Genomic DNA, 17212 nt, shown 5'->3' with positions numbered 1-17212 from the left:
CGCGTGATCCGCGCCCGCGACACGACGCCCCACAGGCGGAAAACCGGTTGGGGACCACATTCCGGCACGGGTAGACTGCTGCGTTTCGCTACCCGCCGTGACCGAACGGCGTACCACCACCGACCGACCCGCGAGGAGTCTTTCGCATGCCCGGACACCAGCTCGCCCCCGACATACCCGCGCCGGATGAGGTGCTCGCCTCGGAGCGCGCCCATCTGGCCACCTCTCGCTCGGCGCTCAAGGACATGCGGGAGCACGCGGCGTCCCTCTCCGCCGACGCGGCCGGCGACTGGGTCTCGCAGCAGGTGCTGCAGGGGCTGCTCGACCAGCGGGTCGCCGCCCTCGCCGACCACCCCGACACCCCGCTCTTCTTCGGCCGGCTCAACAGGTCGGCGATCGACGACCTCCCGGACACGATCTACGTCGGCCGCCGGCACGTCCACGACGACAACAGCCGCGCCCTCGTGATCGACTGGCGGGCGCCGGTCTCCCGCGCGTTCTACCAGGCCAGCCCGGCCGACCCGATGGGCGTGGCGCTGCGCCGTCGCTTCGGCTACCAGGGCGGCTCCCTCACCGCGTACGAGGACGAGCCCCTCGACGGCCGGGAGCTCGGGCAGAGCAAGCTGCTCACCGAGGAGATCGAACGCCCACGCACCGGCCCCATGCGCGACATCGTCGCGACCATCCAGCCCGACCAGGACGAGATCGTCCGATCCGATCTCGGCGTGACCGTCTGCGTCCAGGGCGCCCCGGGCACCGGGAAGACCGCCGTCGGCCTCCATCGCGCGGCCTACCTGCTGTTCACCCACCGGGAACGACTCTCCAGGTCGGGCGTCATGATCGTCGGACCGAACCGCGCGTTCCTCTCCTACATCTCCTCCGTGCTGCCCGCCCTGGGCGAGGTGAAGGTCGACCAGACGACCGTGACGGGCATCCTCGGCGACCACGCCCATCCCGAGGACCCGGTCGTCGCCGCGGTGAAGGGCGACGCGCGGATGGCCGCGGTGCTGAAACGCGCCCTCTGGCTGCACGTCGCCAAACCCGAGGAGGGCGTGCTCTTCACCAAGGGCGTCAACCGCTACCGGGTCGCCGACTACGAGGTCCGCGAGATCGTCGCCTCGCTGCGCGGCACCACCCGCTACGGCCCGGGGCGTACGGCCCTCGCCCAGCGGCTGGCCAACGCCGTGCTCATCCAGATGGAGCGCCGCGGAGAGTCGCCCGACGACCGGGTCCAGGACGCCGTGGCCAGGTCACGGCCGGTCAAGCAGGTCCTGGACGCGGCGTGGCCGAAGCTCACGCCCGAGCAGGTCCTGTTCCGGCTGCTGTCCGACGCCGAGTTCCTCGCCCACGCCGCCAAGACCGACCTGTCGCCCGACGAGCAGGAGACGCTGATCTGGCGTAAGCCGTACCGGTCGTACAAGTCGGCACGATGGACGGCGGCGGACGGAGCGCTCCTCGACGAGTTGGGCGACCTCATCGAGCGTACGGCCTCTCACGGGCATGTCGTGGTCGACGAGGCCCAGGACCTGTCCGCGATGCAGCTCCGCGCCCTCGGACGGCGCTGCCGCAACGGCTCCGCGACCATCCTCGGCGACCTCGCCCAGGGCACGACTCCGTGGTCCGCCCAGTCGTGGAAGGCCGTGCTCGATCACCTGGGACAGCCGTCGGGCGAGGTCACGGAGCTCACGCTGGGGTTCCGCGTGCCGCGCGAGGTCCTCGACTACGCCGCTCGGCTGCTCCCCTCCGTGGCCCCCGAACTCGCCGCCCCGCGCTCACTCCGTCCCGGTGCCGGCTCCCTGTCCGTACGGCCGGCGGCCGACGTGGTCACGGAGATCGTCCAGGTCGTACGGCCGGCGCTCGCGCAACCCGGATCCATCGGTGTGATCGTGGCGGACTCCGGTGTCCTCGACGTGTCGGCGGCCCTGACGGCCGACGGCGTCGAGCACGGGGTCCTGGGCCCCGACTCGACCGGCGACCATCGCCTGCTCGTCATCCCGGCGACCCTCGCGAAGGGCCTGGAGTACGACCACGTCATCGTCGCCGAACCCGCCGACATCGTCGCGGCGGAGGAGCGCGGCCTCGCCCGGCTCTATGTGGTCCTGACCCGTGCCGTCACGTCACTGACCGTCGTCCACCAGAAGGACCTCCCGGCCGAACTGGCCGAATAGCCGCCGAACGGATGCCCGAAAAGCCCCCCGAACCCACGTTCGGGGGGCTGACTTTATGTAGCCGCTCGAATGCATAAAGAGATCGCGGACTGGGCGAGAGTCAACGACAGGGTGCCGGCGCGGCGGCGGGATGTGTGCGCCGGCGGTCGCTCCGAGCCGGTTCTGAACCGGACGTGAGGGATCGGCAGACCGGCGCACGTCGCCAGGCGTCCTGACAACCCGGCTGACATAGGCGGCTTGCCCGCGGATAAGGGCACGGGCCACTATGTGGTCGTGTGAATGACTTTCCCCCGGGTTATCCCCCAGCCTCGGGTTCCCCCTATCCCCCGCCGCCGGATTCGGGTTCCTCTCAGCCACCAGGCACGCAGGGCTCCGGATACGGGCCGAATCCATACGGCCCACCGTCCGCCTACCCCGATGGCCCGTATGGCCCGTACGGCCCGTACGGCCCGTACGGCCCGGGCCCCTATCCACCCCAGCCCCATCCGTCCTACGGGGCTTACCCGGCGAGGACCAACGGCTTCGCCGTGGTGGCTCTCGTCTTCGGGATCATCGGCGGCCTGCTGTTCTCCGTCGTTTTCGGGATCGCCGCGCTGGTCCAGATCAGAAAGCGGGGCGAGAAGGGCCGGGGCCTCGCCATAGCGGGGCTCACCATCTCCGGCCTGTGGGCGCTGTTGATCGTGGCCGGCGTCGTCATCGCCGCCATGACGTCGGCGGAGCGGGACAGCTCCGGCGCGATCACGGAGAGCGGCTCCCTGAGCGTCGCCGACCTACGGACGGGCGACTGTCTCGACGGTGTCGCCGACGGCGAGGTGTCGTACACCATCAGTGCCAAGTCGTGCTCGGAGCCGCACGACGCCGAAGTGATCACCCAGTTCGACCTGCCCACCGGTGCGTGGCCCGGCAGGGACGCTGTGAGTGACAAGGCCACGTCCGGGTGCGAGAAGCGGCTTGCGCGCCTGCTCTCCGACAGCCCGATGGTCGACCGGCTCTCCGGTTTCATCCTCTATCCGCCCGACGCCGCGTCGTGGGGGAAAGACCGGTCCGTCACGTGCCTGGCGGTCGACACGAACGGCGGCAAGCTGGCCGAAAAGGTCAAGCGGTAACGCCGGCTCCATAGATCATCCCGACAGAGAAGGGCGGCTCCCCCGCGAGGGGAACCGCCCTTCTCTGTTGACGAGCAGACTCAGAAGTCCATGTCGCCGCCGCCGGGCATGGCGGGAGCGGCCGGGGTCTTCTCGGGCTTCTCGGCGATGACGGCCTCGGTGGTGAGGAACAGGGCCGCGATGGAGGCGGCGTTCTGCAGCGCGGAGCGCGTCACCTTGGCCGGGTCGATGATGCCCGACTCGAACATGTTGACGTACTCGCCGGAGGCGGCGTTGAGGCCCTCACCCGGGGTGAGGTTGCGCACCTTCTCCACCACGACGCCGCCCTCAAGGCCGGCGTTGACGGCGATCTGCTTCAGCGGCTCCTCGAGAGCCTTGCGCACGATCGCGGCACCGGTGGCCTCGTCGCCGTTGAGCTCGAGCTTGTCGAACGCCTTGGCGCCGGCCTGCAGCAGGGCCACGCCACCGCCGGGGACGATGCCCTCCTCGACGGCCGCCTTCGCGTTGCGAACGGCGTCCTCGATGCGGTGCTTGCGCTCCTTGAGCTCGACCTCGGTCGCCGCGCCGGCCTTGATGACGGCGACGCCGCCGGCCAGCTTGGCGAGGCGCTCCTGGAGCTTCTCGCGGTCGTAGTCGGAGTCGGTGTTCTCGATCTCGGCGCGGATCTGGTTCACCCGGCCGGCGATCTGCTCGGCGTCACCGGCACCGTCGACGATGGTGGTCTCGTCCTTGGTGATGACGACCTTGCGGGCCTTGCCCAGCAGGTCGAGGGTCGCGGACTCGAGCTTGAGGCCGACCTCCTCGCTGATGACCTGGCCACCGGTGAGGGTGGCGATGTCGCCCAGCATGGCCTTGCGGCGGTCACCGAAGCCGGGAGCCTTGACGGCGACGGACTTGAACAGGCCGCGGATCTTGTTGACGACCAGGGTGGCCAGGGCCTCGCCCTCGACGTCCTCGGCGATGATGACCAGCGGCTTGCCCGCCTGCACGACCTTGTCGAGCAGCGGGAGCAGGTCCTTGTTGGCCGAGATCTTCGAGTTGACGATGAGGATGTAGGGGTCCTCGAAGACCGCCTCCATACGCTCCGGGTCGGTGACGAAGTAGCCCGAGATGTAGCCCTTGTCGAAGCGCATACCCTCGGTGAGCTCAAGCTCGAGGCCGAAGGCGTTGCTCTCCTCGACGGTGATGACGCCTTCCTTGCCGACCTTGTCCATGGCCTCGGCGATCATCTCGCCGATCTGGGCGTCGCCGGCGGAGATGGTGGCCGTGGAGGCGATCTGCTCCTTGGTCTCCACGTCCTTGGCCAGCTTGGAGAGCTCCTCGCTGACGCGCTCGACGGCGGCCTCGATGCCCTTCTTCAGGGACATCGGGTTGGCGCCGGCGGCGACGTTGCGCAGACCCTCGCGTACCAGAGCCTGGGCGAGCACGGTGGCGGTGGTGGTGCCGTCACCCGCGACGTCGTCGGTCTTCTTGGCGACTTCCTTGACGAGCTCGGCCCCGATCTTCTCCCACGGGTCCTCGAGCTCGATCTCCTTGGCGATGGAGACACCGTCGTTGGTGATCGTGGGGGCGCCCCACTTCTTCTCCAGCACGACGTTGCGGCCCTTGGGGCCGAGAGTCACCTTCACGGCGTCAGCGAGCTGGTTCATACCGCGCTCGAGACCGCGCCGGGCGTCCTCGTCAAACGCGATCATTTTGGCTGCCATAAGGCTAGACCTCCCAGTTGCAGGGTGGCTTGCGAGGACCGAGCCGACGCCCGCGACGGCGTCTGGGCCCGCATTCCCTTCGCCGGCCCCATCGCCTCGATCCTGGTGTTTCTGTCACTCTCGACATCAGAGTGCCAACGAACTGTTTAGCACTCTACCCAGGCGAGTGCAAGCCGCAACGGGTCTGAGCTGGAAGCATCACTCTTTTCGCACGTCCGGCATCATGGATCTACCCGTGCCGTACCTGGCGGACTCGGCGGACTCGGCGGACGCGCGCCGGAACGCGAAGGCCCGGCTCGCCCCACGCGAACCGGGCCCCAGGCCGACGCTCCACGAAGCGCCGTCAGATGCCGTTCCAGGATCAAACGACGGTCCGTACGCCTTCCGCCTGCGGGCCCTTCTGACCCTGCGTGATGTCGAACTCCACCCGTTGCCCCTGCTCAAGGGCCTTGTAACCGTCCATCATGATTGCCGAGTAATGGACGAACACGTCCTTACCACCGTCTACCGCGATGAAGCCGTAGCCCTTGTCCGCGTTGAACCACTTGACGGTGCCCTGCGCCACTTCCGACTCCTCTTGCTGGGCTGGAGATCACGCCCATTCCCGCGCGATCCGTAACAGCTGATCTCAATGCAGACGCCCGAGACCAGTGCCGACCGCCGATACCGAAGAGGCCCCCGGTTACGTCGATCGTCCTCGACCATACCCGTGTCAAGCCGTAGGGCAACAGAGTCAATCCCCAAACTACTTCTTGGCGTTCGCCCAAAGCAGGATCAGGAGAATATTCGGTTAACGATTAGTTAGTTGAGAATTGCACCACATGCCCTGATGTCCAGATAAACGGCCATTAGCCAGAACCCCACGTCAACATGCGAACACCCACGTACCCGGCCTGGGTACGTGGGTGTCGTGGGCTCGCGAGGGGTCAGCCGCCGGCCACCGCCGGGATCACCGAGATCTGGACGCCATCGGGAGTGGGGGTGTCCAGACCCTCCACGAAACGGACATCCTCTTCCCCGACATAGACGTTGACAAAACGCCGAATCTTGCCCGTTTCATCGAGGATCCGCGCGCCGATGCCGGGATAGTCGGCGTCCAGCTTCTGCAGGACCTCGCGCAGCGTTCCGCCTTCACCGGACACCTCGGCGGCTCCCCCCGTGTATGTACGAAGAATCGTCGGAATCCGTACAGAAACGCTCATTTTTCGCTCACTTTCGTTGCTTCGTTGGTAAACGCGGTCAGTTGGCGAAAGCCGTACGGAATGCCGCGAGAGAGGGGCGGATGACGGCCGCGGGCCGGGCCTCGGCCGCGACGGCGTCCAGGGTCTTCAGGCCGTCTCCGGTGTTGAGCACGACCGTCTCGGCCTCCGGGTCGAGCGCGCCGCTCTCGGTGAGCTTGCGCAGCACGCCGACGGTCACCCCGCCCGCCGTCTCGGCGAAGATGCCCTCGGTCCGGGCGAGCAGCCGGATCGCGTCGACCACCTCGCGGTCGTTCACGTCCTCCACCGCGCCGCCGGTGCGCCGCGCGATGTCCAGCACGTACGGCCCGTCGGCCGGGTTCCCGATCGCCAGCGACTTGGCGATCGTGTCCGGCTTGACCGGCTGGACCACGTCGTGACCCGCCTTGTACGCGCTGGAGACCGGCGAGCAGCCCTCGGCCTGCGCACCGAAGATCTTGTACGGCTTTTCCTCGACCAGACCCAGCTTGATCAGCTCGCGGAAACCCTTGTCGATCTTGGTGAGCTGGGAGCCGGAGGCCACCGGGATGACGATCTGGTCGGGGATCCGCCAGCCGAGCTGCTCGGCGATCTCATAGGCCAGCGTCTTGGAGCCCTCGGCGTAGTACGGGCGGAGGTTGACGTTGACGAAACCCCACTTCTCGCCCAGCTCGTCACCGATGAGCTCGGAGCAGAACCGGTTGACCTCGTCGTAGGTGCCGTCGATCGCGACCAGGCGGCCGCCGTACACCGAGGCCATGGTGATCTTGGCCTCTTCGAGGTTGGAAGGGATGAACACGCACGAGTCGAGCCCCGCGCGAGCGGCGGCCGCGCCGACCGCTCCGGCGAGGTTGCCCGTGGAGGAGCAGGACAGTGTGTGGAAGCCGAAGTTCCGCGCGGCCTCCAGGGCGATCGCCACCACGCGGTCCTTGAAGGAGTGGGTGGGGTTGCCCGAGTCGTCCTTGATGTACAGCGAGCGGAGGCCCAGCTCGCCGGCCAGGTTGTCGGCCTTGACCAGCTTGGTCCAGCCGGGCTGGAGGTTGGGCCGGGTCTCGACGTTCCCCGGAACGGGGAGGAGCTTGCTGTACCGCCAGATGTTGGTCGGACCGGCCGCGATCTCCTCGCGGGTCACCGGACCGAAGTCGTACGCCACCTCGAGTGGCCCGAAACACTCGATACACGCGAAGATCGGGCCGAGGTCATAGCGGGTGCCGCACTCACGACAGGACAGAGCCGAGGCGGGGCCGAAGTCGAGAGCGGAGTTTGCAGTGCTTGCGAGCGCCATGAAGCGAGGCCTTTCCCTCATCTTCGCTCGTGGCCACCCTGGTCACGAGCCGGAATTGGCACCTGTCCCGGCCGGCCTCGTGGTCACGAGTACGGGCACCGGGAGGGTTGCCGGGGCTTCGCAGGGCCGGTCCCTCCACCCCTCTGGATGAGCAATATTCAGTTGTTCCCTGGCGGGCATGCCGCAGGGCGTATCCCAAAGATCATCGGCGGGACACTCCCTAGCACTGTACCTTGTCGTCCCAGGTGTCCGATCCGACGTCTCATTATTCGAGATGAAATCGCATTACCAGGTAAGACGATCAGCCGTATGCCTCGCCCAGGGCCGTCTGCACGTACTTGCGCGCCTGATGGATGCGCGACTTGGCGGTGCCGAGCGGGATGCCCAGCTGATCGGCCACCTCGGTGTAGTCCAGCTGGCAGATGTCGCGCAGCACCAGCGCCTGGGCGAGGTCGGGCTTCTCCGCCTCCAACGCCTCCATCGCGTCCAGCAGGTCGAGCCGCGATCCGGCGATGACGCTGACCCGGCGCGGATCGGGACGCTGCTCGGGCAGCTCCTCCGCCTGCTCGGACGCCCGGCGCTTCAGCGACCGGTAGGTGGTGCGGGCGCAGTTGGCGGTCACGATGTGCAGCCAGGTGCTGAACTTGGCCCGCCCCTCGAACCTGCCGATGTTGCGCGCGACCGCGAGGAGGGTGTCCTGGGCCGCCTCCTCGGCGTCCTGCCGGTAGGGCAGCAGCCGTTCACAGTGCCGCAGCACGTGCGGCTCGATCATGCGCAGCAGCTCGCCGAGAGAGCGGTGATCGCCCTGGGCGGCCGATCGGGCCAGTTCCTCGGTCGTCTCGTCCAGTGCCATCTCTGATCTCATCCCGCCTCGCCGGGGCACCCGCGGTTCCCTGACATCCTATTGGCGACGGTCAGGATTTATTACTCTTCCGGAATGCGCGCCCTCACAGTAACGGGAGCCGGATCATGAGCAGCAACGTGCTGATCGCCTCCAATCGGGGGCCGGTCTCGTTCACCCTGTCCGACGACGGCGCGCTCACCATGCGGCGCGGCGGCGGCGGCCTCGTCTCCGGGCTGTCCGAGGCGTTCAAGGACTCCGACATGCTCTGGGTCTGCGCGGCCCTCTCCGACGGCGACCGCAGTGCCGCACGGCTCGCGCCGGGCGGCCGGCTGGACCAGGCGGGCTACGACACGGGACGGCTACGGATGCTCGACATCCCTCCGGCGACCTTCCACCGGGCCTACAACGCGGTCGCCAACTCGACCCTGTGGTTCGTCAACCACCTGCTCTACAACACCCCGACCATGCCGCACTTCGACACGCGCTTCCGCCGCGAGTGGGCGTCCTACCAGGAGTACAACGGGGCGTTCGCGCTCGCGCTCGCCGAGGAGGCCGCGCACGGCGCCAAGGTGATGATCCAGGACTACCACCTCACCCTGGCTCCGGCCATGCTGCGGGTCGAGCGGCCCGACGTGCGGATCGCGCACTTCTCGCACACGCCCTGGGCCCCGCCCGAGTACTTCTCGCTCCTGCCCGACGACGTCGCCGCCGAGGTGCTGTCGGGCATCCTCGGCGCGGACCACGCCGGGTTCCTCACGTCCCGCTGGGCCGCCGCGTTCATGGACTGCTGCGCCGCCATCCTGGGCGCGCGGGTCGACCGGGCCGGCCGTACGGTCACCTACGAGGGCAGGACCACCCGCGTCGGCGTACACGGGCTCGGAGTGGACGGGGACGCCCTCCGCGCCAGGGCCGCCGAGCCGGACGTCGAGGCGCGCATGACCGCGCTCAAGGAGCAGGTCGGCGACCGGCGGCTGATCGTCCGCATCGACCGGACCGAGCTGTCCAAGAACATCGTCCGCGGCCTGATGGCCTACCGGGAGTTCCTGGCCGACCACCCCGAGTGGCACGGCAGGGTGGTCCACCTCGCCTTCGCCTACCCGTCGCGGCACGACCTGCCCGAATACCGTGAGTACACGGCGGCGGTGCAGCGGTGCGCCAAGGAGATCGAGGACGCCTACGCCACCGAGGAGTGGGACCCGCTCATCCTCAACGTGCACGACGACTATCCCCGCTCCCTCGCGGCGTACCGACTGGCCGACGTGCTGCTGGTCAACCCGATACGCGACGGCATGAACCTCGTCGCCAAGGAGGGGCCGATCCTGTCGCCCCGGTGCGCGCTCGTGCTCTCCCGCGAGGCGGGCGCCGCCACGGAACTCGGAGCGGACTCCCTGCTGGTCAACCCCTTCGACGTCTCGGGTACGGCGGCCGCCCTGCACGAGGCGCTGATCATGCCGGAGGACGAGCGGGCGGAGCGGTGCGCGCGGTTGCGCGTCGCGGCCACCGCGCTCCCTCCGCGGCGGTGGCTCGCGGAGCAGCTCGCCGCACTCTCCTGACCATGCCGCGGCGTCCCGCCGCGGCCCGATGGACCGGCGGGGACCCACGCGTTCGCACGCCTGTCTGACCTCAGGGTGATCTCTCCTGAATGAGGTCCGGTGATAGCGTCTGCGCTAGTTTGCGCTTCAGCACGGGGGACGAGCTTGACCACGACCGTCGCGGCCGCCAGGCTCACCAGGGATCGGCCGACCTGGCTGATCTACCTCCAGCTCGCGACCTTCGCGACGTACCTGTACGCGCTCTCCGCCGCGCTTCCCACCCTGCGTGCCGAGCTCGGCGTCTCCCAGGCCGTCGCGGGCCTGCACGGCACCGCGATGGCGGTAGGGGCGATCGTCACCGGCCTCGCCCTGCCCACACTGACCAGGCGCTTCGGACGCCGCACCATCACTTGGGCCGGGCTTGTCGGCATGAACGCGGGCATGCTCACCGTCGCGCTCGGCCACGCGCTTCCGTTCACGCTGAGCGGCTACTTCCTCGCCAGCGGATCGGCCTCCATGGCCCTCTACGTGTCGATGGCCGTCCTGAGCGACCACCACGGCCTCGCCGGGCCCGCCGCGATCAGCGAGTCCAACGCCGTCGGAGTGAGCGCCGGCATCGCGGCCTCGTACGTCTTCAGCCTGGCCGCCGGGTCGGTACTCGGCTGGCGGTCGGCGCTCTACATCCCGATCGTCGCCACCGCCGTCCTCGCGCTCACGATGGGCAGGGTCTGGGTGCCCGACCCGCAGCAGGCCGCGGTCGCCGTCTCCGGCCCCGCCAAGGCGCCCTACGGGTGGCGCTTCCATGTGGCCGGGGCGGTGCTGCTGTGCTGCGTGGCACTGGAGTTCACGTTCAATCTGTGGGCGGCCGAGCTGTTCGCCCAGCGGACCGGGCTCACGGCGGCCACCGCGGCGACCGGGCTGTCCGCGATGCTCGGTGGGATGGCCGTCGGCCGGTTCGGCGGCGCCAGGCTGGCTCTGCGCCTTCCTCCGTCGACGGTGCTTCTCGGCGCGCTGGCCGTGACTCTGGCCGGGTGGGCGATCTTCTGGACCAGCGCCTCGGTGCCGCTCGGCTACGTCGGCCTCGCGCTCAGCGGGCTCGGCATCTCCGTCCACTTCCCGCTCGCGCTGGCCAGGATCATCGACGCCTCCGGCGGCAGGCCGGACCGGGCGTCCGGCGCCGCCTCCATCTGGGCGGGCGTGGGGTCGGGCGCCGGGCCGTTCGTTCTCGGCGCCCTGGGCGACGGGTTCGGCACCCACGCCGCGTTCCTGCTCGTGCCCGCGCTGATCGGGCTCGCCGTCGGCGGGATCATCAGCTCCAGGTCGCGTACTTGAGGACCGTCGAGAGGCCCTGCGTGTTCCACTGGTCCACGACCAGGATCTTCGACTTCGGCAGGTACCACTCACGCTGGGTGAAGCGGCCCTTCACCTTGCCGCTGTTCAGGCTGACGCAGTTGGCCGACCAGGCGCGGTAGTACGCCTTGTGCCCGGGGCCGATCTGGCGCAGCCCCTTGGCCGTGAGCGTCATCTGGCCGGTCGAGAGGTTCGCGTCGTACACGCAGGGGCCGACGTCGGTGGCCGGGTAGAACGGGCCTTCCGGCGTGTACGCCTGGAACACCTCGTGCCCGATCTCGATCGCGCTCGGGCCCAGCACCCAGAAGCTGCGGCAACCGGAGTCACGGAACCCGAAGATCTCGTCGTTAACGGTCGGGCACGAACCCGTCACCACACGGGTCCAGTCCTTGCTGATCTTGTAGACCTTCCAGGACTTGGGAACGATCAGGTTCAGTCCGGCACGCAGCCGGAGGATCTTGGTGTCGGAAGCGGAAGTGGAAGCGGAAGCGGCGGCCGGGGTCGCCAGGACGGCGAGGCCGGCCACCGCAGCCATGATCGTCTTCTTCATGGCGGAATCGTATGGTCGTGAAGTTGTAAACGACTTGCGGGAGACCGCACGCGCCCTTCCGTACGCATGCCGTGGCCCGGCCGGGCCGTTCGGGAATCGCCTGTGGCCGGCTGTAGCGGGTTCAGGCGCCGGCCGGGGAGATCGTCGCGACCAGGGAGCGCAGGAGCCGTACGACGCCCTCGGGGCCGTCCACGACGGCGTCGGCGTGCTCGACCAGCCGGGTGACCTCCGCGGAGCCGCTGCACACGCGCACTCCCGGCAGGCCGGAGGTCGCCACCGCGTCGAAGGCCGCGATGTCGCCGAGATCGTCGCCGAAGAACATGACGGACCTGGCCGACCGTTCGGCGAGGAACGCACGCAGGGCCTGCCCCTTGTCCATGCCGGGCGGCCGCAGCTCCAGGACCAGCCGTCCCGGCTCGACGATGAGGCCGGACGCGGCGGCCAGCTTCGCCACCGGCTCGCCGAGCGCCAGCAGCGCGCCTTCGGGATCGGAGGCCCTGCGGGTGTGCACGGCCACCGCCCGGCCCTTGTCCTCGATCAGAACGCCGTCGAAGGCCCGCGTGATCGAGGGCAGCTCGGCGCGTACGCGGTCGAGACCCGGCGGCGGAGGCGGCGCGGTGACGTCCCCGCCCTCCCACCGCTCCAGGCCGTAGTGGCCGAGGACGACCAGACCGGGTACGTCGGCGAGGGCCGGGCCGCCGGGCGCCTCGCCCAGGGCGAGTGCCTGGAGGGGCGGACGGCCGGTCACGATGACCACCGCGCGCACCAGCTCGCCGAGCCGTACGAGCGCGGCGGGCGCCTCGGGGTGGATCCTGGCGGACGCCGGGTCGGGCACGATGGGCGACAGTGTGCCGTCGAAGTCGAGGCCGATCACGGCCCCGGAGGGGTCGTCGAGCACCGCCGCAAGCCCGGCGCGTCCCGTCTCGGTCCTGATCAGCGCCTCGACGGGCGCCGTCTCGTCTCCCATAGCGGGCTACATACCCCCAAAACAGTCAAGGGCGCGGGCCGAAACGGCGCGCGGCCCGATCACGGCGACGCGTCGCCCGCATCCGTCGCAGGCGCTTGACCAGCATCGGGTCGTGCTCCATGGCCTCGACCCTGTCGATCAACTCCCCGAGGATCTGGTAATAACGGGTCGCGGAGATGTCGAAGGTCTCCCTGATGGCCTGTTCCTTGGCTCCCGCGTAGCGCCACCACTGGCGCTCGAACGCGAGCACCTGGCGATCGCGATCCGAGAGTGCCTGAGGTCGGGGGGCGTTCTCGGGAGCGGGACCTTCGCCGCCGACCGGCGCAGTATCCATGCTCTCCTCCTCAGCCGGGCTTGTGGCCCGCCCTCATGGTAGTCGTGGAACGCCGGGGTGTTCAGAGCGGAGAGCCGGACGTAGTGTCACCAGGTGTGACCTCAGTTATCACGCTCCTCACCGACTACGGGCTGGAAGACGGGTTCGTCGCCGCGTGCCACGGAGTGATCATCGGAATAGCGCCGGAGGCCCGGATCATCGACGTCGCGCACCTCGTGCCCGAGGGCGACGTGCGGCGCGGCGCGGCCATCCTGGCGCAGACCCTGCCCTACCTGCCCCCCGGCGTGCACATCGCGGCCATCGACCCCGCCATGGGGGGCAACCGTCGCCTGGTCGCCATCGAGGCCGGCGGGCGGATGTTCCTCGGGCCGGACAACGGCGTGCTGTCCTGGGCGGTGCACGCGGCGGGAGGCGCCGAGGCGGCGTACGAGATCGCCAACGATGACCTGTTCCTCAAGCCCGTCTCGCCGACGTTTCCCGGGAGGGACATCTTCGCGCCCGTCGCGGCGCACCTCTGCGCCGGACACCGGCCGGGCGACGTGGGCCCGCGGATCGACGTCCTCGGGCTGGTCTCGCTGCCCGCTCCCACGTCCCGGGTGCGGGACGGCGCGGTCGAGGGCGAGGTGCTCTCGGTGGACCGCCACGGCAACGTCCAGCTGTCCATCACCACCGCGGACCTGGCCGTGCTGGGCGTACGCGGGGGCGACACCCTCGGCGTGTGGCTCGGCAGGCGGCAGCTCGCCGTGCCGTACCGGGAGACGTTCGCGGCGGTGCCGCCCGGTGATCTGGTCGCGTTCACCGACTCGGCGGGCCTGATCGCGCTCGCGGTCAACTCCGGGGACGCCTCCGAGCGGCTCGGGCTCCCTCCCGGCGCCCACGTACGGCTGTCGCTGCAATCACAGAAGGGACAGCCGTGACATAACAGACCGCAAGGGGTCGTTCACCGAAACATCAACTCCGGTCGACGGTCCCATGCGAGAATTGGCCCTCCCTGACCCGTTGTCCCGGGGAGGAGGCCCGTCACGGCATGAGGTCGGCGATGCTCTTCTGCGTCGTACCGATCTTGCTCGCCGCCTGCCTGCTCACCGGAGCGACGGCCGTCCCTTCCGAGGATGTGGGCGCCGCGGTCCGCGCGCGCCAGTGGCCGCTCCAGGCTCTGGACGTCAGGAAGGCATGGCGGACCACCCGTGGCGCGGGAGTCACCGTCGCCGTGCTCGACACGGGCGTGGACGACCGGCATCCCGACCTCATGGGAGCGGTCGTCCGTGGACCCGACCTCACCGGAGCCACGACGGGCCCCGGCGGCTCCTGCGGCACGTGGACGAGCACGACCCGGCGGACACCGCACGCGCCCTCCGGAAAGCACGGCACCGCGATGGCGGCCCTGATCGCGGGGCGCGGGCACGGCCCGAACGACACCCACGGCATACTCGGCGTGGCCCCCGAGGCGCGGATCCTCTCGATCAAGGTCACGCTGGACGATGACGACCTGCTCGGCGCGGGCAACACGATCTGCCGCGACGCCGTCGCCCGCGGCATCAGGTACGCCGTGGACCACGGCGCGCAGGTGATCAGCATGTCGCTCGGCGGTGGCAGCGGCTCCTACCAGGGATCGGCCGCCGAGGAGAGGGCCGTGCGGTACGCCCTGTCCCGCCAGGTCGTGTTGATCGCCTCTTCCGGCAACGACGGCGCCGGAGCGAACAGGAGGAACTATCCCGCCGCCTATCCGGGCGTGATCGCGGTGGGCGCGGTGGACCGGGCGCTGCGGCCCGCCTCCTTCTCCAACCGGCAGGACTACCTGTCCCTGGTCGCCCCCGGCACGGAGATCGTCAGCGCCGAGGGCCGCCGCTCGTACGTGATGGCGGACGGCACGAGTTCGGCCGCGGCCCTCGTCGCCGGGGTCGCGGCGCTGGTCCGCTCCCGCTATCCCGACCTGTCGGCCCGGCAGGTACGGCGGGCGCTCCAGCGGGGCACGACCCCGCGCCCGCGCGGCGAGCGCGACGACGCGTACGGCGCCGGAATGGCGAGCGCCCGGCGCGCCCTTGAGGCGGCCGGGCGCATGTGACCCGTTCGACCGGCGACGCCGGTCCGGTGCCGGTCCGGTGCCGGTCCGGCGTCAGTTCACGTGGACGACGTCGGCGGCCTCGGCGAAGTGGCAGGCACTCGGGTGGTCCCCGGCCTTGTCGCGGATCTCCAGCAGCGGCTCCTGCTCGGCGCAGATGTCCTGCGCCTTCCAGCAGCGCGTACGGAACCGGCAGCCCGACGGCGGGTTGGCCGGCGAGGGCGGGTCGCCCTGCAGGATGATCCGCTCACGCTGCTCGCGTCCGTCGGGGTCGGGCACCGGGACGGCCGAGAGCAGCGCCTGGGTGTACGGGTGACTCGGCCGGTCGTAGATCTCGGTGTCCTTGCCCAGCTCCACCATCTTGCCCAGGTACATCACGCCGACGCGGTCGGAGATGTGGCGCACCACCGACAGGTCGTGGGCGATGAAGATGTACGCGAGGTTGAACTCCTTCTGGAGCCCGTCCAGCAGGTTCATCACCTGGGCCTGGATCGACACGTCGAGCGCGGAGACCGGCTCGTCACAGATGATGATCTCCGGCTGGAGGGCGAGCCCCCGGGCGATGCCGATGCGCTGCCGCTGGCCACCGGAGAACTGGTGGGGGTACCGGTTGATGTGGTCGGGGTTGAGGCCCACGACCTCCAGCAGCTCCTGCACCCGCTTGCGCCGGTCGCCCTTCGGCGCGACCTCCGAGTGGATCTCGTACGGCTCGCCGACGATGTCGCCGACGGTCATCCGCGGGTTCAGCGAGGTGTACGGGTCCTGCATCACCATCTGGATGTTGCGCCGCATGTGCTTGAGCTCGGACCCCCTGGCGGCGGCGATGTCCTTGCCGCCCACGAGGACCTTGCCCGAGGTAAGCCGTTCGAGCGCCATGAGCAGCTTCGCCAGGGTGGACTTTCCGCACCCCGACTCCCCCACGATGCCCAGCGTCTCGCCCCGATGGAGGTCGAAGGAGATGCCGTCGACGGCCTTGATCGCGCCGATCTGCCGCTTGTAGAGGATGCCCTGGGTCAGCGGGAAGTGCTTTACCAGATCGCGGACTTCGAGAACGACCTCACTGGGCGTCGCCATCGAGAACCTCCCTCCAGAAGTGGCAGGCGCTGCTGCGCATACCACTGATCGTGTGCAGCGGGGGAACGTCGGTCGTGCACGTCTCCTGCCGGTACGGGCAGCGGGGGTGGAACGCACAGCCCGACGGCATGTCGAGCAGGTTGGGCGGCATGCCCTTGATCGCGTACAGTTCCTGGCCCTTGAGGTCGACCCGGGGGATCGACTCCAGCAGGCCCTTCGTGTACGGGTGCGCCGGGTTCCGATAGAGGTCGTGGACCGGCGCGTTCTCCACGATCCGCCCGCCGTACATGACGGCGATCTTGTCCGCGACGTCGGCGACCACGCCGAGGTCGTGGGTGATCAGGATCAGGCCCATGTTGCTGTCACGCTGGAGCTCCGCGAGCAGCTCCATGATCTGGGCCTGCACCGTGACGTCCAGCGCGGTGGTCGGCTCGTCGGCGATCAGCACCTCGGGGTCGAGCGCGATGGCCATCGCGATCATGATGCGCTGGCGCATGCCGCCGGAGAACTGGTGCGGGTAGTCGCTCACCCGCTCCTTGGCGGCCGGGATGCGCACCCGGTCCATGAGCTCGATCGCCTTCTTCTTGGCGTCGGCCCGGGACGCGCCCCGGTGGATGCGGAACATCTCGGCGATCTGCCAGCCCACCGGGAAAACCGGGTTGAGCGCGGACAGCGCGTCCTGGAAGATCATGGAGATGCCCTCGCCACGAACCTTCCTGCGCTCGTCCTCGGGCAGCTTCAGCAGGTCGGTCCCGCGGAAGCGGATCTCACCACCGGTGATCTTGCCCGGCGGCATGTCGAGAATTCCCATGATCGTCTGAGCGGTCACGCTCTTGCCGGAGCCCGACTCGCCGAGCACGGCCAGGGTCTCCCCGGCGCTCACGCTGTAGGTGACGCCGTTCACCGCCTTGGCCACGCCCGCCCTGGTGCGGAACTCCACGTGGAGGTCGTCGACCTCCAGCAGAGCCCCGCCGTGCGTACCGCTGCCCGCGGACTCGGGAAGCACTTCGATCACTG

Annotated in this window: 16 protein-coding genes and 1 riboswitch; of the genes, 6 read left to right on the top strand and 10 right to left on the bottom strand. The window is 69.5% G+C overall.

Annotated elements, in window-relative coordinates; all coding sequences use genetic code 11:
• Positions 1-146: 146 nt before the first annotated feature.
• Together IMZ11_RS17470 and IMZ11_RS45290 are read left to right on the top strand one after the other, a co-directional pair.
• Positions 147-2168, top strand: a complete 2022-nt coding sequence (locus IMZ11_RS17470; protein WP_228642671.1) for an AAA family ATPase — start codon at positions 147-149, stop codon at positions 2166-2168.
• A 527-nt stretch (positions 2169-2695) separates the two neighbouring features.
• The gene (locus IMZ11_RS45290) at positions 2696-3274 is read left to right on the top strand and encodes a septum formation family protein (protein WP_308066805.1); all 579 of its coding nucleotides are present in this window, start codon (positions 2696-2698) and stop codon (positions 3272-3274) included.
• An 80-nt stretch (positions 3275-3354) separates the two neighbouring features.
• Here the strand turns inward: IMZ11_RS45290 and groL are convergent, their stop codons facing one another.
• From groL to IMZ11_RS17440, 5 genes are all read right to left on the bottom strand, one after another.
• Entirely contained in the window at positions 3355-4980 is a 1626-nt protein-coding gene (gene groL, locus IMZ11_RS17460; RefSeq protein ID WP_228642667.1) for a chaperonin GroEL, read from the bottom strand.
• A gap of 361 nt (positions 4981-5341) precedes the next feature.
• Positions 5342-5545, bottom strand: a complete 204-nt coding sequence (locus IMZ11_RS17455; RefSeq protein ID WP_061260793.1) for a cold-shock protein — start codon at positions 5543-5545, stop codon at positions 5342-5344.
• A 361-nt stretch (positions 5546-5906) separates the two neighbouring features.
• Positions 5907-6182, bottom strand: a complete 276-nt coding sequence (locus tag IMZ11_RS17450) for a MoaD/ThiS family protein (RefSeq protein WP_228642665.1) — start codon at positions 6180-6182, stop codon at positions 5907-5909.
• A 37-nt stretch (positions 6183-6219) separates the two neighbouring features.
• Entirely contained in the window at positions 6220-7482 is a 1263-nt protein-coding gene (gene thrC / locus IMZ11_RS17445) for a threonine synthase (RefSeq protein ID WP_228642663.1), read from the bottom strand.
• 14 nt (positions 7483-7496) lie between these two features.
• A riboswitch (SAM riboswitch) is annotated at positions 7497-7636 on the bottom strand.
• Positions 7637-7783: 147 nt separating this feature from the next.
• A complete protein-coding gene (locus IMZ11_RS17440; RefSeq protein WP_061260787.1) occupies positions 7784-8335 on the bottom strand; it encodes an RNA polymerase sigma factor in 552 nt (183 codons plus the stop codon).
• Positions 8336-8451: 116 nt separating this feature from the next.
• On the opposite strand from IMZ11_RS17440, the gene IMZ11_RS17435 reads away from it, so the two are divergent.
• A complete protein-coding gene (locus IMZ11_RS17435; RefSeq protein WP_228642661.1) occupies positions 8452-9879 on the top strand; it encodes a trehalose-6-phosphate synthase in 1428 nt (475 codons plus the stop codon).
• Positions 9880-10023: 144 nt separating this feature from the next.
• On the top strand, positions 10024-11190 hold the full coding sequence (locus tag IMZ11_RS17430; RefSeq protein ID WP_228642659.1) for a sugar MFS transporter: 1167 nt from the start codon (positions 10024-10026) through the stop codon (positions 11188-11190).
• On the opposite strand, the gene IMZ11_RS17425 is transcribed toward IMZ11_RS17430, so the two are convergent.
• The 3 genes from IMZ11_RS17425 to IMZ11_RS17415 form a co-directional block, all read right to left on the bottom strand.
• Complete coding sequence (locus IMZ11_RS17425; RefSeq protein WP_228642657.1) at positions 11168-11758, bottom strand: hypothetical protein; 591 nt, start codon at positions 11756-11758, stop codon at positions 11168-11170. The two genes, IMZ11_RS17430 and IMZ11_RS17425, sit on opposite strands and share 23 nt — an antisense overlap.
• 121 nt (positions 11759-11879) lie before the next feature.
• Positions 11880-12725 carry a trehalose-phosphatase gene (gene otsB, locus IMZ11_RS17420; RefSeq protein ID WP_228642655.1) on the bottom strand — a complete coding sequence of 282 codons (846 nt, stop codon included), beginning with the start codon at positions 12723-12725 and terminating at the stop codon, positions 11880-11882.
• Positions 12726-12750: 25 nt separating this feature from the next.
• The gene (locus tag IMZ11_RS17415) at positions 12751-13059 is read right to left on the bottom strand and encodes a DUF3263 domain-containing protein (RefSeq protein WP_061260776.1); all 309 of its coding nucleotides are present in this window, start codon (positions 13057-13059) and stop codon (positions 12751-12753) included.
• Between the two features lie 95 nt (positions 13060-13154).
• On the opposite strand from IMZ11_RS17415, the gene IMZ11_RS17410 reads away from it, so the two are divergent.
• Entirely contained in the window at positions 13155-13976 is an 822-nt protein-coding gene (locus IMZ11_RS17410) for an S-adenosyl-l-methionine hydroxide adenosyltransferase family protein (RefSeq protein ID WP_228642653.1), read from the top strand.
• 110 nt (positions 13977-14086) lie between these two features.
• The gene (locus IMZ11_RS17405) at positions 14087-15124 is read left to right on the top strand and encodes a S8 family serine peptidase (RefSeq protein ID WP_228642651.1); all 1038 of its coding nucleotides are present in this window, start codon (positions 14087-14089) and stop codon (positions 15122-15124) included.
• A 51-nt stretch (positions 15125-15175) separates the two neighbouring features.
• On the opposite strand, the gene IMZ11_RS17400 is transcribed toward IMZ11_RS17405, so the two are convergent.
• The gene (locus IMZ11_RS17400) at positions 15176-16195 is read right to left on the bottom strand and encodes an ABC transporter ATP-binding protein (protein WP_228642649.1); all 1020 of its coding nucleotides are present in this window, start codon (positions 16193-16195) and stop codon (positions 15176-15178) included.
• Positions 16179-17207, bottom strand: a complete 1029-nt coding sequence (locus IMZ11_RS17395) for an ABC transporter ATP-binding protein (protein ID WP_374462281.1) — start codon at positions 17205-17207, stop codon at positions 16179-16181. Before IMZ11_RS17395 ends, IMZ11_RS17400 begins: the two co-directional genes overlap by 17 nt.
• Positions 17208-17212 lie beyond the last annotated feature (5 nt).

It is taken from the genome of Microtetraspora sp. AC03309 (assembly GCF_020826795.1).
GTDB lineage: Bacteria > Actinomycetota > Actinomycetes > Streptosporangiales > Streptosporangiaceae > Microtetraspora > Microtetraspora glauca.
The sequence above is the reverse complement of the archived record's forward strand: the minus strand, read 5'-3'. Positions and strand labels throughout refer to the sequence as shown.

What these genes read in the sequence shown, in the direction of transcription:
- IMZ11_RS17435 (WP_228642661.1), top strand. Translation starts at nt 8,452, where the DNA reads ATGAGCAGCAACGTGCTGATCGCCTCCAATCGGGGGCCGGTCTCGTTC.
- thrC (WP_228642663.1), bottom strand. Translation starts at nt 7,482, where the DNA reads ATGGCGCTCGCAAGCACTGCAAACTCCGCTCTCGACTTCGGCCCCGCC.
- IMZ11_RS17450 (WP_228642665.1), bottom strand. Translation starts at nt 6,182, where the DNA reads ATGAGCGTTTCTGTACGGATTCCGACGATTCTTCGTACATACACGGGG.
- groL (WP_228642667.1), bottom strand. Translation starts at nt 4,980, where the DNA reads ATGGCAGCCAAAATGATCGCGTTTGACGAGGACGCCCGGCGCGGTCTC.
- IMZ11_RS17400 (WP_228642649.1), bottom strand. Translation starts at nt 16,195, where the DNA reads ATGGCGACGCCCAGTGAGGTCGTTCTCGAAGTCCGCGATCTGGTAAAG.
- IMZ11_RS17405 (WP_228642651.1), top strand. Translation starts at nt 14,087, where the DNA reads ATGAGGTCGGCGATGCTCTTCTGCGTCGTACCGATCTTGCTCGCCGCC.
- IMZ11_RS17425 (WP_228642657.1), bottom strand. Translation starts at nt 11,758, where the DNA reads ATGAAGAAGACGATCATGGCTGCGGTGGCCGGCCTCGCCGTCCTGGCG.
- IMZ11_RS17440 (WP_061260787.1), bottom strand. Translation starts at nt 8,335, where the DNA reads ATGGCACTGGACGAGACGACCGAGGAACTGGCCCGATCGGCCGCCCAG.
- IMZ11_RS17415 (WP_061260776.1), bottom strand. Translation starts at nt 13,059, where the DNA reads ATGGATACTGCGCCGGTCGGCGGCGAAGGTCCCGCTCCCGAGAACGCC.
- IMZ11_RS17470 (WP_228642671.1), top strand. Translation starts at nt 147, where the DNA reads ATGCCCGGACACCAGCTCGCCCCCGACATACCCGCGCCGGATGAGGTG.
- otsB (WP_228642655.1), bottom strand. Translation starts at nt 12,725, where the DNA reads ATGGGAGACGAGACGGCGCCCGTCGAGGCGCTGATCAGGACCGAGACG.